This window comes from Streptomyces violaceusniger Tu 4113 (genome assembly GCF_000147815.2).
Lineage (GTDB): Bacteria > Actinomycetota > Actinomycetes > Streptomycetales > Streptomycetaceae > Streptomyces > Streptomyces violaceusniger_A.
On record NC_015957.1, the window covers coordinates 6279955 to 6303006 of the forward strand.

A 23052-nucleotide genomic window follows, 5' to 3' on the forward strand; every position below is an offset into this window, starting at 1 on the left:
TGGCGGGCGGGGGCCCGGACGAGCGGGCCGGGGTGTCGGATCACGTCGGGTCATGTCACGGCGATGACTCCCGCGTCCGTGCCCGCCGGGGCGTACTCCGCGAGCCGCGCCCGCAGGCTGTCCTCGCGCTGCGGCTGGTACAGGTCGTGGAAGGCGCCCATCTCGGCGCCGTCCTCGGCGCCCCGGCGGATCTCCTCCGCGCATCCGGCCGCCAACTGCCCGTACACCGGTGTGCCGTACCGCTCGCCGCTGAACAGCGGCCGCACCCGCCACACCTCCTCGGCCCCCACCAGATCCGGCTGGCAGCGGTAGCGGCGCGGGGTGCGCGAACCCGGCGGCACATAGCTGAACCGCAGACATCCGACACCGCGCCGGGCCACGTGCATCCGCCCGGTGAAGAGGCTGTTCTCGCCGATCTGGACGGCGTGGGTGTGCACTTCGCCGATGACGGTGGTGCGGTGGGCGTGCAGCACCGCGTGGGCGTGGCGGCAGTCCGGAGCGCACAGCGCCGGGCGGTCGTGTCCGGTGGCGTCCAGGATGGAGTCGCGGATGTGGAGGGCGAGCGGGTCGGTGTGCACCTCATCGCCGATGACCTCGATGGTGCCGAGGATGCTGCGCTCGATCTGGACGCACGCGGTGGTGCGCTCCAGGACCAGGCTGGGCTCGTCGGGCGAGCGCGGCTCGCACTCCGGCTCCAGGGACCAGCCGGGGACGAGGGTGCAGTGGCGCAGCACGACGGCACCGACCGGCCCGGTGACGTTGAGGCCGCGCCCCGCGATCAGCAGCCCGTCCAGCACGATGCGTGGCGCCTGGCCACCGGGGTGCTCGGGTTCCTCCCGCGCCCGGATGTTGAGCGCGTCGGGGCGGTTGCTGTACCAGTCCAGCAGCCGGATCACCGGCCGGGTGCCCTCGGCGGCGCGCAGTTCGAGGCGGTCGCCCGGGTCCAGGTCGAAGTCGAGCTGCTCCTGGTAGGCGCCGCTGTGAGTGATCTCGATGATGCCCTCGGGGCCGCACCGCCCGCCCCGCCGGTCGTGCTGCCACTGCCGGTAGGCGTCCATGATCCGCTGATGGGCGCAGCCCGGCCCGACCCGGTAGACCTCCGCGGCCGGGGAGGTCTCGCGGTCGTCCCGCTCGTACTCCCCGCCGCCCATGTCGTCGGCGTACGCGTAGTGGTAGGTGACCCAGACGCCGTGGCGCGGCGCCGCGCGCGAGCCGAAGGCGATCCGGCCGCGCTCGGGGTCGATGACCACCTGGCCGCGCTTGGCCCGGTAGCGCCAGTCCGTCAGATCGGCCACCACGATGTCCGAGGGCGGTACGGGCTCGTCATGGCCGTCCCGCCAGATGGTGAAGCTCTTGCCGGGTCCGTAGGAGTCGAGGAGATGGTCCGCGAGCTGCCGGCGGCCGATGTATGCGGGCACATTGTCGAAGTCGGCGATGTGCGCGGCGGACGGCTCGGGTTCGGGCCGGGTCACCAGCGGGGTGTCATTGCCGAGGATCGAGAAGGTGTAGAGGTTGCGGGCCCGGTCGATGCAGTACGCGGGCGCCCTGGTCACCTGGTACGGCTTCAGCCGCCAGACGAACAGCCCGACCCCGGCCGGGGTGTGACCGCCCTGCCTGCGGCGGGAGCCCGCGCGCCGTACGTCCACCGAGCGCGCCACCGTCCCGAACGGCCCGCCCGCCAGGTCCAGCGCCGCACCGTCCCGCAGATCGGCGAGCCGGCCCCGGGAGAGCCTGCGCAGGTCCGCCGCCGCGCCACCCGTCCCGCCGTACAGCTTGACCGGCTGCTGGTGCGCGGTGAGCCGGGAGAACTCCACGGCGCGGGCGGGCCATCCGGCAACCGACGCGGAGAGCTCCTCCAGCAGCGCGAGCGTGCCCTTGCGCCGCCGGTTGGCCACGGTGGCGGCGACGTCGCGGCGCGGCGCCAGTGCCTCGGCCAGCCGCGCCCGGGACGCGTCCGGCGGCCCGCCGTCGCGCAGTCCGGTGGCCAGGACCCGCTCGTAGCCGGGCAGCGGGCGGTAGCCCACCAGATCGCCGAGGTAGGGCAGCACCCATGCGGTGGCGGTCTCCACGAACCAGTCGTCGTAACTTCGCTCGGCCCCGTCGCGTACCCGATCGACCTGCTCGGCGATCACGGCGAGCAGGGCGCGCAGGGGCTCGCCCGCCTCGGCGTCCCTGAGGCGATGCCACTGCGGCAGCAGCTCGGCGAGCCCGTCCGGCTCCCTGCTCATGAGGTGACCTCCGTAAGGATCAGCGTGTCCGGGACATCGGGTGACAGCAGCGCGAGCCGCGCCGGGCGGATGCCACGGAAGACGGACACCGAGCGGCCCTTGGCGAGCCGGCGGGTGTCGGTGATGTCGGGGTTGAGGCGCAGCAGTCCGGCGAGCGGGATGCCGTGGCGCGCGGCGATATCGGTGAGCGTCTCGCCGTCCGTGGCGGTGACCCGGTAGGTGTCCTCCGCGTACGCGGCGGGCCGGGCGGGGACCACCGCGCTGGGCTCGGTGAGCCGGCCGGCCAGATCGGCCAGCTCCTGCGGGGTGCTGGAGGCCGGGACACCGGTGAAGGCGTCCACGTCCGCATAGTCCACACCGGGCACCGACTGCGCGGTGGCCAGAACCTCGGAGAGCACTGCGGCCTGCCCCAACTCGCGCCCTGGATAACCGAGTTCGCGCAGCAGGGCCTGGCGCAGCCGGGGTTCGACCAGTTCCCAGGAGTGGTCCGGCGCCACCTTCACCCGCGCCACCAGCACCAGCAGCACGAGCTCGCGCACCTCCACCCGGACCGGCAGCCGGGTGTCCCCGTAGGCGGCCAGCGAGGTGCGCAGGGCGCGCAGCACCTCCGCGTCCTCGTCGATCGGCGCGTCGTCCACCCCGGCCACGGTGACATGAAGCACCTTGCGCCGCCCGTCGAACAGTTCGCGGGCCAGGGCCCGGCCGATGCCCGCGCGGGATCGGGCGAAGTCCTCGTAGTCCTGGAGGGAGACCAGCCGGTCGAGCGCGGAGACCGCGAGCGGGATGGTGCGCCGGGTCATCCCCGGGCCGTCGCCGTCCGCGCCACCGGTGGCGGGCTGCGGATTGGTGACGGCGGTGACGCCCAGCGGCCGGGTCAGGGCCTGGGTGACGCGGTCCGCGGGGACGTTGGCGGCCTTGCCGGTGCCGAAGCGGTAGCGGGCCCGTACGTTCTCGTGGCCGCTGGGCAGCCGGGCGCCGTGCACCCCGTCGCCGAACGTCGCCGTGGTCCGCCCGTCGCCGGTGGTCCCGGTGACGTAGACACGCTCGTACGGTCCGCGTCCGGAGAGGCTGTCCACCCGGTGCCACAGCAGCCCGTCGACCCGTATGTCGAGGGCGGGGGTGGCGCCCAGCGGGTTGTCCGCGGGGAGCCAGGTCAGTGGCGACTGCCACAGCGCGAAGGTCTGGTTGGCCAGGGCGGGATCGCCGCTGCCGATGGGCTCGTCACGGCTCTCGCCGTGCGTGGCGGGCACCACGTTGCCCTGGACGCGGACCGTCTCACGGCGGTAGCGGTAGGCCAGGTCGGCGGTGAGGGTGAGGGTGGTGTGGACGTGGTCGCCGGGCAGTTCGGGGTCGACGCGCTGGTCCACGGCGGCGATCACCGCCAGCTCCGTGCCCCGGACCCCCGTCGGGCCGCTCGGCCCGGCCGGACCCGGGATGTCGGTGCGCTCGCCGGATACGACGATCCGGCGGCCCGGTCGCAGCCCGTCGTACAGCTCGGCGAGCTCGATCTCGTTGCCGTGCACATCCTCGCCCAGCGGCTCGTCCGCCGGGCGCAGCGGCTCACCTCCCGTGTGCACGGTGGTGTCGCGGATCGCGGAGAGCACCACATCGTGTTCGTCGAGCCACGGGTCGGCGAGCGTGAGCTGGGTGCCGCGGCCGGTGATGCCGTAGTTGGTGTACGCGGCGGTGCGCAGGGCGACGACGCGGGTGGTGACGAAGGCGAGGTTCTTGTCGCCCGGGATGCCGTCCGGCTCACCGGAGCCTTTGCGGGGGCGCTCGATGGCCACCCAGCTCCCGACGGTGACGGAATTCTGGACCGAATCCAGCGGCAGGACATAGCGGTTGGCGGGCTCCGGCACGGTCGCGATGCCGATCTCGACAGCCGGGGGCTCGCTGCCCGGGGTGAACCGCAGCGTCAGTTCGTAGGCCCCGTAGGTGATCTGCTTCGGGGGTTCGCCACGGCTCAGCATCCACTGCTGGGTCTCCCCGTTGTCCACGACCACATGCACCCGGCCGTCCTCGGCGGGCCGGGACACGAACAGGGTGAACGGGGGCAGTCCGGGCAGCAGGGTGGCGGTGACACCGGGCTCCTGCGAGTCGGTGGGACGGCTTCTGAGCCAGCCCAGGTCATGGTCCTGGCCGAGGCGGGTGGAGAGCTGGACCTTTCCGGGGCCGAGATCGAACTCGGCGCTCTGCGGCAGGTTCTCGGTGCGCTGCCACGACGTCCCGGTCTCGATGTGCTGGAACTCCGCCTTCACCGGCACCTTGGCCGCCGTGTCGTACACGATCCGTACGGCGGTCAGCTCACCGCCGGTCAGCGGCCAGTCGGTCTGCCGGATGACCCGGCCCCGGTCGTCCTGCACCGGCTTGAGCGGCGCCATCACCCCGAACGGCGCGGCCGTCACCCGCATCGCCAGCAGCTCGCGCAGGAGCGGGACGGTCCCCGGCGGGGCGGTGGCGGCCGGGGCGGCCCGGCGCCACGCCGCGTACATCCCGCTCGCCACCCTCGGGTCGAGGGCGGAGAGCAGCCCGGCGGCCAGGTCGGAGCCCGGCCCGAAGAGCCGCCGCGGATCGTGCGCCGCCGTGGAGCGGGCGCCGGACGGGGGCCGTACGACGCGGGTGCGCAGGGCGGGGAGGACGGCGCCGAGCGCGCGGACGGCGGCGGAGCCGTGGACGGCCCCGGTGGCGTAGGTCTTGGCGCCGGAGCCGTCGCTCCCGGGGACGAAGCCGGGGGTCCCGGTGTCGCTGTCGGCTGCGGGCCGGTCCTCGGCGAGCTGAGACCTCAGCCGCACCTCGCCGCCGGGACCGGAGGACTCCAACTCCTCCGACCGCTCCCGCAGTTGGCCGATCACCGCCTCCAGACGCTCGAACCAGGCGGCGACCTCCTCGTACGGCGCGGCCAGCACCTGCGCCTCCGCCAGCCGGTCATGCGGTTCGGCGAGCCGCCGGGCGAGCTGCGACGGTGTGGTGATCCCGTCCAGGTCGGTTCGCAGCGGCGCCAGGACCTGCGTGTCGAACTTCTCGATCAGGCGGCTGACGGGACGCGGGTTGGGGTGGTCCGGCGCGGGCTCGGCGTCCCCCCGGTCGTCCGGGTCCTCGTCCGCCTCCGGGTCGGTGATCCACCGGCGTGCCTCGTCCACCAGCTCCTTGAGGGACGGCGGGGCGGACTCCGGCAGCCCGATCGCCGTCACGTCCTCCTCGCGGTCGACGCTCACACGCGCGACCGGCAGCAGCAACCGCTGACCGCCACTCCCGGACTCCGCCGTCCCGCCGAAGACGAAGAGCAGCTTGTCGCCGACGCTCAGCCCGAGCGAGGTCCCCGAGACCAGCAGTTCCGACCGGCGCCGCAGGTCGTCGGGGCCGATCAGGGCCGGTCGGCGGCGGCGCACCGCCAGTTCGTTCCAGGCCCAGCGGGCGGCCAGGTCCTCACTCGTCTCGAAGGTCTGCGACTCCTCGTCGGAGGCCGCCGGAACGCTGTGGCTGATGGCCCCGCGCGGAATCGTCACCACGACGTCCTCGGCGCGCGGATCCCGGTCCAGGGTGTACGCGAGGTGGGTGTCGGCGGCCACGCCAGGCCGTGGCACATGTCCGACCAGCCGTCCCAGGAGGGCGAGCGAGCGGTGGTCGTGGGCGGTGCGCAGATAGCCCTCGTCGGCGATCCGCTCGGAGTGGAAGGTCAGCAGGTCACCCAGGACCGCCCAGGCGTCCAGCAGCCCGATGGCCGGGTCGTCCGGGGTACGCACCGTCAGGCCGCGCAGCGCGGGGTAGGCGGGCGAGGCGAGCCGGTCGAGCATGGCGGCCAGGAAGGAGCCGTAGTCGCCGACGCGATAGTCCAGGGCGGTGCGGCCGGGCGGGTTGTGCGGGGCGCCGGGAGCCCGGCGCTCGTCGTGGCCGCCGCAACCGCAGCCGCAGCCAGCGGAATTGACGTGGTCGGGGTGGTCGCTCATCGGGCCCCCTTCAGCTCGATGACCAGGCGGCCGTTCTCGGGCCGGTCGGGGTCGTTGTCGCATTGGGCGATCTCCAGGGGGCCGAGGCGCAGGATGCCGTCCCCCAGCGCCTCGCCGTGCGATGTCTCGTACGAGGTGCCGTCATCGGGCCCCTTCGGTCCCTCCAACCCCTCGTGCCACAGCCGTCGCAGCCGGGTGACCTCGACGCTCAGCACTCCCGGCACCGCCGCGGCGACGGCCACCAGCCGGCTGAGCCGCACCGGTTCGCCGAACGTCAGGGCGTCGGAGTGGAAGAAGCCGAGCCGCCCGCCGGCGAACCGGCGGCTGCCCAGCGCCCGGTACAGCTCGGCGAGGATCTGCCCGTGCTGATGCCCGGGCGCGGCGCACACCGCGAGCGCGATGTCCAACGGCACGGCGCGGGCCGGGCCGACCACCAGGTCGTGTCCGATCCGGCGGTAGGCCTCCAGGGCGTGGGCGACCGAGTCGAGGAGGTCGGGGGGCGGTGCCCCGGTGCCGTACCCGTCGATGGCGATGTGCGCCTCCTGCACACTGCCGGTCCAGCGGATCTCCGCCGCCGCACGCTGCACACCGGGCAGCCCGGAGGCGAGCGCCGCGTAGTCCTCGGCGGTGATGGCCCGGTGCCGGGTGCGCTTCAGGTCGAGCGGGGCGAGCTGGCGGACCTGCTCGACCGGTTCGGGCTCGGTGCCGCCGACGGCGGGCAGCGGATTGCGCACCCCGGCCACGGGCATGGGCCGGCCGGTGTCCGCCGCCTCCGGATCCCGGCACAGCACCAGGTGGTTGATGGCCTCGGGGCCGACGTTGCCCGCCGTGCCGCCGCCGACCCGGTAGTGGACTGCGAGCCGCGCCCCGGGCGGCGGTTCGGCGCCGTACCGGCCGTCGCCGAAGCGCAGCGCGATGCGGCCGTCGTCCTCCAGCTCCCCGACGAAGTGGCGGTCCCGGGGGCGGGAGCCCAGCAGATCGCGGCGCGGTGTCCAGGTCTCGCCGTCGGCTTCGATCCGTACGGCGGGGAGCGCGGCCCGTGGATCTGGGACGAGGGCGGCGGCCGGCCCGTGCAGCACCGGGTCCTGGGGGCGCAGCCCGGCCGCGTACCCCCGGCCCCAACTGTGCGCGATCTCCCAGGCGATGCGCCCGTCCAGGACGGTGCCCGCCCGGGCCCTGGCGGTCAGTGCGCGAAGGCGCCTCAGCTTGGTGTCGAGCAGTTGGTCGCAGCGGTGCAGCAGCTCGCGCAGCGCCCGGACGGGGTGGCGGGCCAGTTGGAGACGGTCCAGGACACGCAGCCCGAACAGGACGGTGAGCTCGGCGATCTCCTCGTCCGAGAGCCCGTCGCGGTCGCGGGCGCTGCGCCACAGCTCGGTGAGCCGCTGCCGCACCCGTCCCGGGATGGCGGCCAGATGCTCGGCCTGTCCGGCGGCGATATGGCGCGGATCGGGGAAGGGCACGGCCTGGGTGACGGGCGCCTGGTGCAGTACGGGCCGCAACCGCGGCACGATCCCCGGGTAGACGGACTGGGCAAGAAGCGTCCGCAGGGCCTCGGCCTGGGCGTACGCGGTCCCGGGCACGACCTTCTCGCGCCGCTGCCCGGCCGACTCCAGGCCGATCCCGGCCCGGCCGGTCGCCTCGAGACCGACGGTGGTGAACAGCTCCCGTACGTCATCGGTGGTGAGCGGCCGCCCATGGCGGGCCCGGTCCAGCAGGGAGTCGACGAGCCGTGCGGGCGCGTTCCCGGCGTCCTTGTCGAAGCAGCCGAAGGCGGGCGGCTCACAGGAGCCGACGACGGCGGGGACGGGCGGCACGGTGAAGGTCTCCGGTGTGCCGCAGCAGAAGGTCAGCGAGCGGCCGTGGTCGACGAGCACCACATTGCCGCGCGCCACGCTGACGTCCTCGACGGGTGCGCAGTCCGTACCGCCGCGGGTGGCCAGGCACAGCGGGAAGGCCAGCGCGTCCTCCCGGGCCCAGGTGACCTCCAGCACCGGCTGTTCGGCGAGCCGGTCGACGGCGGGGGTGACGGAGGTGAGGCGCACGGCCTGCCGGTGCGACGGGTCGGCGTCGCCGAGCGTCCCGGAGCGCGGCCCCCGCACCTCCTCGAAGAGCAGCAGATCGCCCGGACGCAGGTCGATCGTGCGGGTCGCGCACTCCTCGTCGGCCCACGCGTCGCGCAGCGTGGCGGAGGTGGCGCCCGCGGGCAGCGAGCAGACCTCACCGCCCCAGGTCCACAGGCGGATGCGGTGGTGTTCCGGCCGCAGGTGGAGGGGGTGATCGGTGACGACGGGCTCGAACACCTCCACCGACCCGCGCTCATCGAGCACGGCCAGCTCCCGGTCGTCCAGCACCGCCCCGATGTCCGGCCGGTCCAGCGGGCCGAGCGTACGGACGTCGACGGCGGCGAAGCGGTACTCCCCCGGGTCCAGGGTCAGCGGCTCGACCGTCTCCACGGTGACGAAGGCGCGGGCGTTGCAGCCGTCGTGCATCGCGTAGTCGATGAGCCGTACGTGGCGGCGTACGGATACCCGGCGGCGGGCGGTGTCGAGATACGCCTCGGTGGCGACCGCGTCCTGCTGGTAGCTGATCTGGTCGGCGGTGTACGCGAGCAGCTCGACCAGGGTGGTGCCGAGGTCGGCGGCGTTGCGCTCGACCCAGTCGGGGGTGGTGAGGCGGAGCCGGTCCAGGACGACCTGGCGGAGGGTGTCGTAGTCGCGGGCGGTGTAGTCGATGACGGGGGCGGGCGCGGTCCGGAAGGTGGCGGGGAGGCCGTCGCCCTCTTCCTTGCAGTCGAAGGGGGTGGGGCAGTCGGGCCGGAAGGTGAACTCGGCGGAGAAATACCGCTGGTCGAAGCCGGGGAAGGGCTCGGTGCCGGGCCGCCCGTAGGGATCGGTGTCCACGATGGAGAGCCGGTACGCGGAGGTGTCCCCGGCCCGGTCCACGGTGGCGTACAGCCTGTCGTCGAGCTCCGGGTCCTCCTCGCGCTCGACGGAGATCTCGAGGACCTCGATACCGGTGATCCGGCGGCCACCGTCGATGCGTACGTTCTCCGGGCACAGGCCGTGCGGGGCCTTGCCGAGGAAGGTGACGGTGAGGGTGGTGCCCTGTTCCGTGCTGTCCCCGACCTCGACGGCGTCGACCCCGTTGAGATGGGCGGCCCTGATGAGGTCGCGCCGAGACCCGGCGGTCTGCTGGCTCATGCCCCTCCCTCCCGCTCAGTCCTGGCGCGCTCCTGCGCGCGGGCTTCCCTCGTCACTGCTCGCTCCTTCGTCACTGCGCGGCTCCTCAGTCCAGCCCGCGCAGCGCGCCAAGACACGCGCCCCTCCCCCCGCTCAATCTCGGCGCGCTCCTGCGCGCGGGCTTCCCTCGTCACTGCTCGCTCCTTCGTCGCTGCGCGGCTCCTCAGTCCAGCCCGCGCAGCGCGCCAAGACACGCTCATGCGGACCCCCTCCCCTCGAACACCTCGTCGCGCAGACTGGCGGTGGCGCGCACCGCATACCGCAGATGGACACGCACGACGTTCTCCTCGCTGACCACGTCCAGGGACTCCACTTCGATCAGCTCGCCGAACCAGCGCTGCAGCGACGCCTGGACGGACAGCTCGACGGCGGAGGCCAGTTCGGGGCTGTTGGGCGTGAAGACGAGGTCGAGGAGGCCGCATCCGAAGTCGGGCCGCATGACGCGCTCGCCGGGGCTGGTGAAGAGCAACTGCTCGATCAGATCGCGTATGTGGTCGTCGTGGTCCGCGTGCGCGGTGCGCCCGCGCCGGTCGATCCGGAACGGAAAGGCGATATCGGTCCGTACCGCGCGGGTCCTGCCGGTTCGTGGCCTCATCCGCACCTCACCCCTTGCCGCGCGGCGGAGACGACGGGTGGCCCCTGTGGCACGAGCCCCGCGCTGAAGCACTGTGCCGAGGAGGTGTCGAGCAGTACGGGCACGCCGTCGATCAGCACCGCATCGCGGTCCGGAGTCCACCGGACGGTGGTGCACGGCAGCGGGACGCGGTCGACGGTGTGCGGGCAGCCGACGACCGTGAAGACGTCGTCGGCGGATGGCATGGGCTGCCCGTCGAGCCGCACACCGGACGACGGAACGGATGCCGCCCGTACGCGTCCGCCGTGCGGGCAATTGATCACGGCGGTATGGCTGACGAGATTGCCGGAATTCCCGGACACGTCCCTTGTCCCTCCCCGTTCTCGTGCTCTGGCTGGTTATCGCTTCTTGGGCACGGTCAACCGCCCCCGGTTGAGGTCGACCTGATCTCCCACCAGAGAAACGGACGCCCCCTGGCCGTTGTCCATATGCACTCCGGTCGCGTCGATCTTTACGAACGCGCCGCCGGGCGCCTGCAGCAGAATGCCTTCGGCCGGCACGTCGGACATCACGATCTTGTGCTTCCCCGGTGTCTGGATCACCACGGGGTGCGCGGTCGCCGGATCGGTCCGCGCGTCCTCCGGGAGCTGCTCCCTGGCCCCGAACCAGCACCCCGTCCAGATCGGGAAGCTGGGGTCCCCCTGCTCGAACTCCACCCACACCCCGGCCCCGACGGAGGGCACGACATATTGCCCGGCGGGCCGCTGCTGATCCCCCGTGAAGGGAAAGCAGGGCATGGCCCAGGTCGACGGCTCATCGCCGAGGACATCGGGCACCTCGACGGTGATCCGGCCTATTCCGAGCGGGTCCTGGTTGTCCCGCACCCGGCCCCGGAATTTCCCGAGGTAGCGGTTGTTGGGCGTTGCCGCCATAGGGCGCTCCTACTCCTGTCTGCCTGTGTGACCTACGGTCGGACGATGCCGCTCCGCGCGATCAGCCCTTCGCGGGTGAGCGTGAAGTTCTGCTGGAAGGAGCCGGGCCGGAGATTGTGGGTGACGGATTTGACGTAATAGTCCCCGTCGTAGGTGACCCCGGCGCCCCGGACGCCGACGAGTTGGCGCGGCTGGAGGATGTACCCGTGCCGATTGACGTCGAGTGAGCCCGAACCGGAAATCGCGTCGGCGGAGGTGGCGGCCCGCGCAAGCGCCTCCGCCTGGGCCTGCGCCCGGTCCTTCTTGGCGGTGCCGGAGAGCGTCTTGCGCTTGAGGGCCGGGGTGGCGCGCTTGCCGAGGGGCGGGCGGAGGGGACTGATATCGGGCTGGGCGAGAAGGGTGGAGGTGCGGGTGGCCGGGTCCTGCACGCGGGCCTGCGGCTCTTCGCGGGCGGTCCCGTCGTAGGCGAACGTCAACTGGTCGACCGTGGAGTTGACGTCCATGTTGACGGTGAGGGCGTGCTGAGGTGTGCCTATGCGCTTTTCGGGGCCCCAGTAGGCGGCGGAGACCCCGGGGACGGGCCCGGGGATGAGATAGAAGACGTAGCCGTTGGCCTGGGCGAGATCGGTGACGTACTGGAGGTCGGTGCCGGTCTGGTAGTCCACATGGCGCTGTGCGTTGGGCGGTTGGAGGATCTTCTCCTCGATGACGTCGGCCTCGATCCCGTAGTCGGTGTACTTCGAGAGGATGCGGGTGACGCGCTTGAAGGGCGGGAGGTTGGGATAGCGATCGGTCCGCTCTTCGAGGTCCATGAGGAGGGTGAGGTCTTCGCCGGTGACGGTGAGGGTGGTCTGCCCCGGCTGATTGCTGGCCCCCACCTCGTGGCGCACGATGAGCCCGTCGAGGAGGACGATCGGCGTGCCCTTGACGGCGGCCGTGACGACCACGCGGGTGCGGGGGTCGAAGAACCCCTCGGGGAGCAGCCGGTCGATGATCGCGCCCTTTTTGGTGAGGTCGAACGCCATCTGGAAGCCGCTGCGTTCGCCCGCGGTCGTAGTGATCTGCGCGGACAGCAGCGCCTCGGTGACCTCGGGGGGCACGGGGCGGGTGAGCTTGGGCCCCATCCGTAATTCGAGGTGAATGGGCCCCTGCCCGACGGGCTCATCAGCCACGCCTCCCACCCCCTGGCCCGCTTCCCGGGAACCCGCTCGGGAATCCGTTCGGGATCTCTATCTCCTCGCCCGGCTCGGCGGTCAGCTCGCGAGGGTCGAGAACGGGGTTGGCATCGGCGATCCGCCACCAGGCGGCGGGGTCGCCGAAGTAGCGCTGACCGAGGTGGTCGGGGCGCTCGCCGCTGCTGACGGTGTGGGCGGTCTCGGCGTCCTCGGGGGATTCACTGAGGGGCGGCAGCAGCCGCCGCTTGACGTACCGGACGGCGGTGCCGTCGGGCTGGGTGTGGATCCCGATCTCGGCGTCGTGGTAGCGGCTGGAGCGGGGATAAGGGTGCGCCCCCGGAATCGCGTCCAGCGCGCTCTCGTACGGCTGTGGCTCTGTCATCTGCTACACCCTCCCCAGCCCGATGTCCCCGCTGTTCAACCCCAACGCGCTGAGCGCTCCCCCACGCGCCGCCGCGGCGAGCCGCTCCTTCTGCGCGAGATGCGCGAGATAGAGCTCGGCCCCGCGGTGGCCGACGGGGAGGTCGCTGACGGTGAGCACCTTCAGCCCGATGCTGAGGGAGGCGCGGATGGGGTTGAGGTTGACGTCGAATGCCGATTCATTGATGGAGAGTTCCGTGATGCGGACCGGCATGACGCGCTTGCTGCCCCAGGTGAAGAGGGTCAACGGCATCTCGATCGGGCTGATCTCGATGGTCCCCTTCTTGGACAGCCGCATGGCCTCACGCAATTTGGCGGTCGTCGGCTGCACGAGCATTTCGAGCGTCGCGAGCTGCGGGTGTATCCCGTCGGGCGCGGCCACCTCGAACTGATCGGTCGCGTCGATCTCCGCCGTGAACTTCCACGTCTCCTGGGCAGGCCCCTTGAGGCGGAGCGCCTCGTTCTTGTCCCCACTTCCGCTGCCGCCTCCGCCGCTGTCGGCTTGGTCGCCGGCGGATTGGGGTGAGAGTGAGCGTTCGAGGGTGTCGGGGTTGAACTGGAGGATGATGATGCGTTGGGGGGTGCCGCGGTCGGGGTCGACCAGGACTATTCCGGAGCGGATGGGTTTGGGGATGTCGGCGTAGCGGGTCATAGACGGGCCTCCCAACGTTCACGCAGAGGCGTGTAGTCATACTCAGGAAATGTGGTGGGGAACACCTCAAGCATGGCTTCAAGGTTCGTGGCGACATGCGTGCCAAGGCTGCTCAAGGAGATATCGGAGAACAAGTACTGCCATCCGAAAGTTCCCTTGGTGATGGGAAGAACCTTCATGTACTCCACGTAGTCGATATCCAGGCGAACATAATCAATCTGGTGCCCCGGGTAGCGACTCAGATCCTTGTCGTAGTACCAGACCTCAAGGGGATTAACATGAGGTTGCACTCTGATTGCGGTAATTAGTCCCGCGCCCGAGCGGGGTGTGTCATCGATCGTGCGGAACTCCGCGACCAATTGCTTCTCTTCGCGAGATGCCTTTTCCCAAGCGAGATCGGGCGCGCGCCTCAGAAGCGCGTCGTAGATGTTACGAATACGGAACTCACCGTGAATCTCAGGTGTCTTCTTACGGGCGACTGATCGCCATCGACACGCCAGCTCGGTAATCCACGGGGTGGCTTCGTCGAGACGAGGGTCGAGAATCACGTCCTTCCACTCGGGTCGCACTTCAAATTCCGATGACTTCCCTGTCGATGGATCTGTGAAGGTTCCGACGTTTTCGAAGTCGATTTCCAGAACATCGGATTTCAGCAGTTTGTCGAAGGAGTCATAAAGGTTCGACTCGATCGCTGAATATTCGCGCACTTCTCAGGTCCCTTATCTGGTCACGGGTGTGGCGGGCTAGGACTTCTTGTCGAAAGTGAGGTGCCCTTCCGCAGCAGCCCGGATGAGCTTGCGAATATGCCTGTCCCAACCCTTCTTACGGCGCCTCTTGATCCTCCTGATCGTTTTTAGGTCTTCGAGCAGGACAGACATTCCCGGTATGTTTTCATTGTGGGCTTCGGCAACGTCCTCGATATCCTCGGCTATCCCCTTCGGGATGTTCAACATATTCCGCATTCGGGCCGCCGAGTCGTAATTAACATACACCTTGTCCCCGGGGGGAGGAATTTCGAGCTCCGACCCTGACTTCTCGTTGTAGTCGCGCCCTTGTTTTTCCTTAACCCAGACATTCTTCGCATAGTCGGGATAGTAGGCTCCCCATTCCGTTCGGAGGAATGACGGGAACCCCTCAGGTTTTCCAGAGTGGTAGCTCACCTGGACGTCGTACCAGGCAATCTTGTTTTTTCCGGAGCGAATCCACTGCTCGGCCGGTTTTTCAACCTCATTCTTAAAGCTCTGGTTGACCGTGTTTCGCGCCGGAACAAGGTTTCGCCCATCAGCGGTTCCACCCAAAAGTTGCGTCAGTAGATGCTGTCGAACCCAGAGGTTGCTCGGGTTTGAATTGAGATCATGCTTATCGATGTAACGGAACCCGATGGGTTGGTCTTTTTTAGCCTTGTCTGCCTTCTCTCCGCGACGTTCTGCCCATGACTCGTTGATCGCCTCGGCAGTGAAGTTGGTAGCCAGTACGTTGTTCTGTTTCGGCGGGGCGTATGGCTTGGGCAGCGGAGGATCCGGCTTACTGTGGTCGATCTCTGTGTCGTACGTACTGTATCCCGGTATCACCGGCAGGGAAGGATTGAGCTCCGCAATAACGGTGAACTCCTTCCCTCCCTGCTTATAGAGGGAGGTCAGCCTGTAATGCCTCCTCAGGCTGGCCAGAAGAGCTTTATGAGTGCTGAATTCGATTCCGGGATCGAGGCGTTCCTTAAGGATTTCTCGAATCTTCGCCACTATCAGTGCAAGACGTTCCTCCTTTGCGTCCTTCGAGTCCTCCTCCTTTTCCCTGTCCTCCTTCGCCTTGGTCCCCTTCGGCCTGCCGGGCTCGTGGTCGTTCTTGTCATGCTTGGGCCTGGCCTTGTTGTCGCCCTTGGGGCCCTTTTTGTTCGGTCGCCTGCCGGGGCCGTCCTTGTCGGGTTTGGGCTTTCGGGGGCCTGGCTTGTCGCCGTCCTTGTCCGGCTTGGGCTTCTTCGGGTCGTCCTTGTCGGGCTTGGGCTTGGTGGGGTCCTGGTCCTTGGGGTCCTTGGTTGAGGGCTTGTCGTCGTTCTTCGGCCGATCCTCCGGGCCTTTGTCGTCCTTGGGGGTGCCCGGGGTTTTGTCGTCCTTGGGGTTGGGCTTGGTCTGCGGCTCGGGCTTCGGCTTTGCCGGGGGTTCCGGCTTGGGTTTGGGTTTCGGGGATGGGGTCGGGCGGGTGTCCGGGCGGTCTTCCTCAGGCTTGGGCTTGCCGTTCTTGTCCTTCGTCGTGGGGGCCGGAGTCTTGGCGTCGGGTGTGGGCTCGGGTTTGCCGGGGGTTCCGGCCTTCGTTGGTTTGGACTGCGGCTGCGTAGTCGGCTTCTTAGACGTCGGTTCGGCACCCGGTTTCGGCTTCGTGGCCGTTGGCGTCGGGCGCGTCGTTGCTTTCGGTGAGGTCGGTTGTTCGGGCTCCTCGTCGGGCTTCGGCTTGCCGCCCCGGCCGTCCGAGCCCTCCCCGTCCGCACCGCCCTTGCCACCCGCTCCGCCCTTCCCACCCTTGCCCCGGCCCAGCTTCGCCGCGATGGCCTTGAAGCGCCGGCCCACCTTCGCGACGTACTTGCCGATCCCCGACAGCAGCGCCTGGTAGGCCAATTCGAGGAGCGCCACGATGCCCGCCGCGACCGCCTTCGCGAAGAGGATGCCCGCACCGCCCATGCGGACGACCTTCAGCCAGTCGAGGACCGCGCCCATCGCGCGCAGGATCGCGCCGAGCGAGCCGATGGCCGTGCGGATGGCGTCGATGACGGCCATCACCCAGCCCGCTCCCGGGATCAGCTTGGCGATGACCTTGGTGATGACGATCTCACCGATGATGAAGGGGAGTTGAGGGACGATCGCGTCCCACGTCTCCTTGACGATCTGCTCCAGGGTGAAGCCGCCCTTGAACAGCTTGTCCAGGATCGCCTTCGGGACGCCGATGATTTCCTCGATCTTGGACTGGAACCAGTCCTTGACGGCCGACTTGACCTCGCGGAAGAGGTGGTTCTTCGCGCCGTCCACCGCGGAGTTCTTGGCGCCGCTCAGCCACCCGCCCGGGTCGGTGAGGAAGTCGACAGCGATGAGCATGAAGTCGCCGAGCGCGCCGAGCAGTTTGGAGGCGAAGTCCAGGACCGCCTTGACCGCGTCCACGACGGCCTTGACGACGTCCATCAGCATCTTCTTCAGGACGTCGAGGATGCTGCTCAGCAGCTTGCCAAGGGCGTTCAGCAGGTCGGTGATGGCCTGCTTGAGCATGGTGGCGAGCTTGTTGACCAGGGCGATCGCGGCGTTGATCAGGCCGGTGATGAAGTTGCGGATGCGCTTCGCCAGGTCGATGACGGCGCGCACCATCGCCTTGGCGAACTCGATCAGGTCATTGATGAAGTTCTTGATCGCGTCGACGATCGCCTTGCGGGCGTCGTTGATCCAGCGCTCGACGGTCTCCTTGAAGTTCTTGATGAAGTTGACGACCGCGTCCCGCGCCTCCCGGATGACGCGGACGATCGCGTTCTTGATCTCGATGACCTTGTTCTTGATCCATTCGAAGGCTTTCGAGATCCAGTTGCCCGACTCCTGGGCGCTGTCGTCGCGCTTCTTCTCGGCGTCCCGTTCGGCCTGGTCGCCCTTGTCCTGGATCTTCTTGTCGCTGTCGTCCTTCTCCTTGCCGACGTCCTTGTCGGTCTGCTCTTCCTTGTCCTTGACGTCCTTGCGGACCTTCTCGTGGCGCTCGGTCTTCTTGTCGCCGAGCGACTGGAGCTCCTTGTCCTGCTCCGTGCGCCAGTCCGCGCGCTTGGCGGTGACCTCCGTCATCGCCTTCTCGCGCTCGCTCGCCTGGCTCTTCGTATTGCCCGCGACCTCGGCGTCGACCTGCTTCTTGTGCTTCTGCTGACCGTCCCGGAAGTCGCGGTCCTTGGTCTGCCGCCCCTCGGACATGCCCTTCTGGCCGTCGGTGAACGCCGCCTGGAACTGCGGTCCGCGTTCATGCTCGGCCACTTCCGACGCGGCCTCGGGAGGGACGGCTCCCGTCGTCGCGCCGCCGCCGGGCGCACCGCCGCCCCCGCCGCCCCCCTGCCCGGGGACCTTGGCCGCCATCTGCTCCTTGGGCGCGTCGGGATAGACCTGGTCCTCGCCCATCCCGCGGCCCGCGTCGTCGCGGCCCGTCGCGACGGTCTCCTGGCCCTTGGTGTCGACGGCGGAGCCCTGCTCACCGGCCGTCTGGTCGGCGTCGCCCTGCATCTGCACGCCCGGCGCGTTGCCCGCCTGGGCCTGCTTGAGCGCTTCGTCCTTGGTCGGCAGCCCGGCGAACTTCGCGGCCAACTCCTGCGGGTCCACTACGGGTTCGTCCGCGCCGAAGAGGCTCGCCACTCCGTTCACGATCTTGCCGCCGATGAAGCCCAGGGCCATCTTGAAGGTGTCCCAGCCGCCGGGCTCCTCGGCCTTCTCCGCCTCGATCTGCCCCTCGGGCTCCTTGGCGCCCGTGACCTCGGCGTCTTCCTTCTCCGGCGCCTCGGACTTCTGGGCCGGATCCTGCGAGTACTGGGCCGGGGCGTCGGTTGCCGGCTTGCCCTGGAGGGTCTGCGGGGCGCCCGCCGGGCGTTGCATCGAGGGCGGGGAGGCGGCGAGCGCCTTGTGTTCGTCGCCGACGGTACGGTCCACCGAGCCGCTCACACCGGGCATGGCCTGCAGCGCCACATGGGGCTTGAGCTTCGAGGCGGTGGACAGGCCCGCTTCCGGGGACACCTGGGAGAGGTTCGGGGCCGGGCCGGAGTCCTTCTTCTTGCCCTTGGCCGGGGCGGACGCCTTGCCGCCGCCACCTCCCCCGCCACCGGCTCGGGATCCGCCGCCACCGCCGCCGCCTGGTGTGTTGGCGGACGGTGCCGACTTGGGCGCCGAGGACTTTGCCCCCGGGGCGGCCTTGGGCGCCGGTGTCTCCTTCGGGGGCGCGGCCGTGGGCTCGGCGGTCTGCTCGGGCTCGGCGGTCTTCTTGGGTTCCGGGGCGGGCGGTGCGGCCTCCGCCGCCGGGGCCTCCGTACGCTCCGCCGGCCCGCTCTGCTCGCTCTGCGCCCCGCTGCTCGCCCCGCCGGGCGTATCCGCGTTGGATCCGCCCGTGACCTGGGTGTCCCGTGCGGGTGAGGGGGAATTGGCGTCCGCCGTGGGTTCGCTCTTGGCCGCCGGCTCCGCGTCCGCCTTCTTCTGTTCCGCCTTGGCCGCGGGCTCCTGCGCCGCCTGACCGCCCACCGCCTGCTGGGACGCCTTCTCCTGCGCACCGCCGGAGGTGTCACCCGCCGCGGGTGTGCCCTTCTCCTCCTTTGCGGCCTGTTCCGTGGCTTCGCTGCCGTCCTCCGACCTGCCCGCTGCCTCCTGCACCGTCGTCTGGGCGACGACGGGCCCGTCCTTGGGGTCGGCGCCGCTCTTCGGGTCCCGGCTCGCGGCCGGTCCCGGTCGGCTCTCGGCGGCCTGCTCCACGGCCAGACCGTCGAGATCGCCAAGCCCGCCGCCTGCCGCCGCCGCGCCGTCGTCCGCCTCCGCCGACGGCTCGGTATCGGCGGCCGAGTCGGCGGCGTCCTCCTCGGGTTCGGCGTCCGCCGCCTCGTCCTCGGCGTCCTCCGCGTCCCGTTCGGCCTGCACCTTGTCGGCCTTGGTCACCGGTGGGGCGGGGAACGACGGGACGGGAGGGGTGGCGGACGAGGCAGGGTCGAGCGTGTCCGCGGTCGGTACGCCGGACACATCGAGGTCCTGCTCCGGCAGGAAGTCCTCCGGCTGGAGCTTGACGTCCCAGGCGCTCTTCTCCGCGCCCCCGACCTCGACCTCCGACTCACTGCCCGAGCCGAACGGATCCTCCTCGGCCCGCTCCTCCGGGCCGTCGACGTCCTGGGCGCGGACGCCGTCGAGGGTGGAGAACGCGCCGGGCGACTGGGTGTCCTTGCCGGACACCGTCGGCGAACCCGTGGGTTTGTCCGCGCCCCGCTTGTCCTGCTGCTTCAACTGCTGGCCCGCCACGAGCGCATCGGCCGCGCCCGGACGGTTCTTGGCCGCCGACTCCTCCTTGCTCGGCGTCGCGGCACCCTGCTGGTCCTGCCCTTCCTTCCCCTCGCCCCCTGCCTTGCCGTCCTTGGCGTCCTTGCCCTTCTCGGAGCCCTCGGACTTCCCACCCGAGGACGAGGAAGAGGACGACGGCGGCTGCTGGGCCTGGGACTGGGGCGCGGCGGCCGAGGCCGAATCGCCGGACTTCCCACCCGACGCGGGGCTTCCGCCCTCGCGCCCCGCGTCGGCGCCCGGCCTCTGCGCCTGGCTCCCGCCCTGGCCCTCTTTCCCGGAAGCGCCCCCGCCGTTCTGCGGCGTACTGCCGGGAGCGCCCTCCGCGGCGGGCTGGTCCTTCTCCGGGCCCGGCGCAGGCGCGGGGCGCTGCTCCTCCTCGCGCCGCTCTTCCGCCCTCCGCCGCCCCGTCTCGCGCTCGAACAGCAGCTCCTCGACCGGGTCCGGCTCGACGTCCGGAGCGGCCAGCGACTCCCGCTCCAGGTCGTCGTCCGCCTCGATCTCGTCGACGAAGTCGAGCACCCGCTCGTGCTCCGAGCTGAGCAGCCTGGTCTCCAGGCGGTCGAGGACGGCGTCCTGCACCTCGTCCGGCATCCGCGCCAGTTGCATACGGGTGCGCTTGGAGCGGTCCTCGGGGTCGCCGCGCAGGGAGCGGATCACGCCGTTGGCAAGGCGGTCGACCAGCGTCGCCGGGTCGAGCTTCTCCATGCGGTTGCGGTCGGCGTCGACCGTGGCGTAGCGGAGCCAGCCCGGGGTCGCGGACTTCTCCGACGCCACGCCCGCTTCCGGTTGCCCGCCGCGGACCAGTTCCTGCGCCGTGCCCTCCGCCTCGCGCTCCATCGCGTCCTGCGGGAGGCTCACCGCGCCCAGGTCGCGGCCCGCGCGCAAGGTGCCGAGGCCATGGGGGTTCTGGACGGTGTGCAGCAGTTCGTGGGCGAGGAGGCGCCGGCCTTCCGTCGTGCCGGGGCGGTAGGTGTGCTCGCGGAAGAAGATGTCCTGGCCGACCGCCACCGCGTCCGCGCCCAGCAGTTCGGTGAGATGGCCGGCGTCGCGGTCGGTGTGCAGGCGGACCTGGCCGAGGTCGTGGCCGAGCTGTTCCTCGAGGTCGCGCCGGACGCTCGGGTCCAGGGGCTGTCCCGCACCGCTGACGATGTCCTTCGGCTCGGGCGCACGGGCCTTGCCGGTCCGCTCCTTGCGCTTGCGGCGCTTGGCGGACTGGGACGCGCGGTCGTCCTGGGCGGCGGACGGTGTGTTGCTCATGCCCCCTCCCGCCCCCTTCCGGACAGGCCCGCGTGCACGGCCCGGGCCAGGGCCTCGCCCAGCCGGGCCGGGGAGGTGGTGGCGGGGAGCGGGGGCAGGTCGGACAGGGTCTCGATCGCCGTGCCGTCCCCGGCCGCAGCCAGGGGTACGCCGCGCTCCCGCACCAGCCGGGCCAGCTCCGTCTGGAACGCGACCGAGACCCGGTCCGGGTCGATCCCGGCGCCGAAGCCGGACAGCGCCAGCTCGCCGATGTCCACACGGACCGCACGCGGTTGATCGTTCAGACCCATCCGTGGACCTCCGAGGGCGTGAGCGAACGGTCCAGCTTCTGGTACTCGGTGCGCGCCGCCGCCAGCATGTGGCGCATCTGAAGGCGGTCGCCCTCCTCGGCGGCGAGGAAGGCGCCCGAGAGCGCGATGTTGCGGATCGAGCCGCCCGCCACGGTGAGTTGGGCGAGGCGCTGGGGGTCGATGTCCTTCATCGGAGCCTGGGCGGGGAGCACCCGGCGCCAGATCTCGGCGCGCTCGCTCTCACCGGGGAAGGGGAAGTCGACGACGAAGCGGATCCGGCGCATGAAGGCCGGGTCGAGGGCCTTCTTCATGTTGGTGGTGAGGATGGCCAGGCCCCGGTACGCCTCCATGCGCATCAGCAGATAGCTGACCTCCAGGTTGGCGTACCGGTCGTGGCTGTCCTTGACCTCGCTGCGCTTGCCGAACAGCGCGTCCGCCTCGTCGAAGAGAAGCAGTGCGCCACCGCGCTCGGCGGCGTCGAAGACCTTGCGCAGGTTCTTCTCGGTCTCGCCGATGTATTTGCTGACCACCTGGGAGAGGTCGATGAGGAAGAGGTCCAGGCCCAGCTCCTTGGCCATCACCTCGGCGGCGAGGGTCTTGCCGGTGCCGGAGCCGCCCGCGAACAGGGCGGTGACGCCGAGGCCCCGGCGGAGTGTCGCGGCGAAGCCCCACTCCTGGTGGACGGTGGCGCGCTGCCGCACATGGGCGACGACCTCGCGCAGGATCCGCGACTGGTGGCCGGCGAGCACCAGATCGTCCCAGGCGGCCTCGGGTTCGATCCGCCGGCCCAGCTCGTCCAGGCCGATGCGCGCCTCGATGAGCCCGGCGCGCCAGGCGAGTTCGGTGGGGTCGAGCGCGTCCGTGTCAGCGCCCGTGTCCGCGTCGGGGAGGTCACGGCGTACGGCGGCGGCCGCCGAGCGGATGACATGGGGCGGGAGCTGGAACTGGGCGACCAGCGACCGCAGGTGGCCCTCCTGGATCCGCGGGATGTCGGCGAAAGCGTCCGCCCAGAGGGCGAGTTGTTCGGTGTCGCCCAGCCCGGGCACGGTGACGCGCTCACCGCGCGGGCGGCCGGTCGGGCGCGGGTCCGGGCTGGAGACGACGAGGGGCACGGCGGCGGCGTCGATGAACGCGTCGGTGGCGGCCGTCTGTTCCCGGTCCATCTCGCCGACCTCCAGCAGGAGCGCCGCGGGCAGCAGGACGGCCTCGCGCTGCCAGAGGCGGGCGAGGCGGTCGCGTTCGGCCGCGTCGGTGGGGACGTCGTCCGAGGCCATGGCGTACAGGGCGAGTCCGGTGCGGCGGGCGGCCGTGGCGGCGATGTCGGTACGGGTGGTGAGGTCACCGCCGACGAGTTCCACGCGCAGCGGGGCCTCCGGGCGGGACTCGTTCCAGCCCGCGGCCACCCGGTCCGCCGCCCGGCCGTACGAGGCGGGCAGCGTCCGCGGGGCCTGCGCACGGCGCAGCAGCCCGTGCAACCGGGCGTCGAGGTAGGGCGATCCGGCCAGGAAGTGCAGGATGCGCTCGTCGATCCGCAGCCGGGAGGTGGTGAGCCGGGTCTCGTCGTCCAGCTCCGTCAACCGCCAGCGGCGGAGCGGGGACACGGGGGTGAGCGCGCTCCAGTGCGGCTCGTCGAGCGCGGCGAGGGCGAGCGAGAAGGTGGGGTACGTACGCGTCGGGTCGCCGCTGGCGGCGGCGCACCGGGCGGCGGCGGTGGGGTCCAGTTCGGCGGCCGCCGCCAGCAGGACGAGCTGGCGCTCGAAGGTGCTGAGGCCGAAGCAGGCCACGAGCGCGTCGAGGGTGGCGGGGCCGGAGATCGCCCTCCGGGCGGGGGCGGGGTGGGGGGCGGTGTGCTGCTCGCGGGCTCCTGTGGGGGGCGGCTGGGCGGCGGTGGCGGGGGCAGTGGCGTCGTCCAAGGCCGCGGAGGGGCTGTGCGTACGGTGCCCGTCGGAACGGGCCTTGTCGGGTGCGGGCCCCGTGGTCGTCGCCTGGGACCTGGTCCGTTGAGGCGTATGGCCGTCATCGGCGGGGTTGGTGGGCTCGTCGGTGGTGGCGGCATCGCGGGTTGCGGCGCCGCCGGAGCGGGAGGCGCCGGGCCGGGAGCCGTTGGAGGTGGCGCGGCGCGCGTGGGCGTCGACGCGGGCCAGCACGGCCTGAACGGCGGCGGCCAGGGCCTGACCGTCCTCCGCCTCGATGGAGTCCCCGTCCGCGACGGAGTCCCCGTCCGCGACGGCATCGGCGGCCGCCGATGCGTGGCCGTCCCGCGTACCCATGCTGTCGTCCACCCCCTTCTCCCCCATCACGTG

Annotated in this window: 13 protein-coding genes; all 13 read right to left on the minus strand. The window is 70.9% G+C overall.

Annotated features, from left to right (window positions below; translation table 11 throughout):
• Positions 1–50: 50 nt before the first annotated feature.
• The 13 genes from STRVI_RS25505 to STRVI_RS25565 all read right to left on the minus strand — a co-directional run bounded on the left by STRVI_RS25505 (position 51) and on the right by STRVI_RS25565 (position 23046).
• Complete coding sequence (locus STRVI_RS25505; protein ID WP_014058515.1) at positions 51–2228, minus strand: hypothetical protein; 2178 nt, start codon at positions 2226–2228, stop codon at positions 51–53.
• On the minus strand, positions 2225–6175 hold the full coding sequence (locus STRVI_RS25510; RefSeq protein WP_014058516.1) for a putative baseplate assembly protein: 3951 nt from the start codon (positions 6173–6175) through the stop codon (positions 2225–2227). The genes STRVI_RS25505 and STRVI_RS25510 overlap by 4 nt, the downstream gene beginning before the upstream one ends.
• Positions 6172–9375 carry a putative baseplate assembly protein gene (locus tag STRVI_RS25515; protein ID WP_014058517.1) on the minus strand — a complete coding sequence of 1068 codons (3204 nt, stop codon included), beginning with the start codon at positions 9373–9375 and terminating at the stop codon, positions 6172–6174. The genes STRVI_RS25510 and STRVI_RS25515 overlap by 4 nt, the downstream gene beginning before the upstream one ends.
• Before the next feature lie 235 nt (positions 9376–9610).
• The gene (locus tag STRVI_RS25520; protein WP_014058518.1) at positions 9611–10009 is read right to left on the minus strand and encodes a GPW/gp25 family protein; all 399 of its coding nucleotides are present in this window, start codon (positions 10007–10009) and stop codon (positions 9611–9613) included.
• A complete protein-coding gene (locus STRVI_RS25525; RefSeq protein WP_014058519.1) occupies positions 10006–10350 on the minus strand; it encodes a hypothetical protein in 345 nt (114 codons plus the stop codon). Before STRVI_RS25525 ends, STRVI_RS25520 begins: the two co-directional genes overlap by 4 nt.
• Before the next feature lie 36 nt (positions 10351–10386).
• On the minus strand, positions 10387–10920 hold the full coding sequence (locus STRVI_RS25530) for a phage baseplate assembly protein V (RefSeq protein ID WP_014058520.1): 534 nt from the start codon (positions 10918–10920) through the stop codon (positions 10387–10389).
• Between the two features lie 32 nt (positions 10921–10952).
• Positions 10953–12092, minus strand: a complete 1140-nt coding sequence (locus STRVI_RS25535) for a hypothetical protein (RefSeq protein ID WP_014058521.1) — start codon at positions 12090–12092, stop codon at positions 10953–10955.
• Positions 12085–12477, minus strand: a complete 393-nt coding sequence (locus STRVI_RS25540) for a hypothetical protein (RefSeq protein WP_014058522.1) — start codon at positions 12475–12477, stop codon at positions 12085–12087. Before STRVI_RS25540 ends, STRVI_RS25535 begins: the two co-directional genes overlap by 8 nt.
• A 3-nt stretch (positions 12478–12480) precedes the next feature.
• Complete coding sequence (locus STRVI_RS25545; protein WP_014058523.1) at positions 12481–13167, minus strand: hypothetical protein; 687 nt, start codon at positions 13165–13167, stop codon at positions 12481–12483.
• The gene (locus STRVI_RS52160; protein ID WP_014058524.1) at positions 13164–13874 is read right to left on the minus strand and encodes a hypothetical protein; all 711 of its coding nucleotides are present in this window, start codon (positions 13872–13874) and stop codon (positions 13164–13166) included. The genes STRVI_RS25545 and STRVI_RS52160 overlap by 4 nt, the downstream gene beginning before the upstream one ends.
• A 36-nt stretch (positions 13875–13910) precedes the next feature.
• Positions 13911–20459, minus strand: coding sequence for an eCIS core domain-containing protein (locus tag STRVI_RS25555; RefSeq protein ID WP_014058525.1), 6549 nt, complete (start codon positions 20457–20459; stop codon positions 13911–13913).
• A complete protein-coding gene (locus tag STRVI_RS25560; RefSeq protein ID WP_014058526.1) occupies positions 20456–20749 on the minus strand; it encodes a hypothetical protein in 294 nt (97 codons plus the stop codon). The genes STRVI_RS25555 and STRVI_RS25560 overlap by 4 nt, the downstream gene beginning before the upstream one ends.
• Positions 20740–23046 carry an ATP-binding protein gene (locus STRVI_RS25565; protein ID WP_014058527.1) on the minus strand — a complete coding sequence of 769 codons (2307 nt, stop codon included), beginning with the start codon at positions 23044–23046 and terminating at the stop codon, positions 20740–20742. The genes STRVI_RS25560 and STRVI_RS25565 overlap by 10 nt, the downstream gene beginning before the upstream one ends.
• Positions 23047–23052 lie beyond the last annotated feature (6 nt).

What these genes read in the sequence shown, in the direction of transcription:
- STRVI_RS25510 (WP_014058516.1), bottom strand. Translation starts at nt 6,175, where the DNA reads ATGAGCGACCACCCCGACCACGTCAATTCCGCTGGCTGCGGCTGCGGT.
- STRVI_RS25560 (WP_014058526.1), bottom strand. Translation starts at nt 20,749, where the DNA reads ATGGGTCTGAACGATCAACCGCGTGCGGTCCGTGTGGACATCGGCGAG.
- STRVI_RS25545 (WP_014058523.1), bottom strand. Translation starts at nt 13,167, where the DNA reads ATGACCCGCTACGCCGACATCCCCAAACCCATCCGCTCCGGAATAGTC.
- STRVI_RS25540 (WP_014058522.1), bottom strand. Translation starts at nt 12,477, where the DNA reads ATGACAGAGCCACAGCCGTACGAGAGCGCGCTGGACGCGATTCCGGGG.
- STRVI_RS25565 (WP_014058527.1), bottom strand. Translation starts at nt 23,046, where the DNA reads ATGGGGGAGAAGGGGGTGGACGACAGCATGGGTACGCGGGACGGCCAC.
- STRVI_RS25520 (WP_014058518.1), bottom strand. Translation starts at nt 10,009, where the DNA reads ATGAGGCCACGAACCGGCAGGACCCGCGCGGTACGGACCGATATCGCC.
- STRVI_RS25515 (WP_014058517.1), bottom strand. Translation starts at nt 9,375, where the DNA reads ATGAGCCAGCAGACCGCCGGGTCTCGGCGCGACCTCATCAGGGCCGCC.
- STRVI_RS25530 (WP_014058520.1), bottom strand. Translation starts at nt 10,920, where the DNA reads ATGGCGGCAACGCCCAACAACCGCTACCTCGGGAAATTCCGGGGCCGG.
- STRVI_RS25505 (WP_014058515.1), bottom strand. Translation starts at nt 2,228, where the DNA reads ATGAGCAGGGAGCCGGACGGGCTCGCCGAGCTGCTGCCGCAGTGGCAT.
- STRVI_RS25555 (WP_014058525.1), bottom strand. Translation starts at nt 20,459, where the DNA reads ATGAGCAACACACCGTCCGCCGCCCAGGACGACCGCGCGTCCCAGTCC.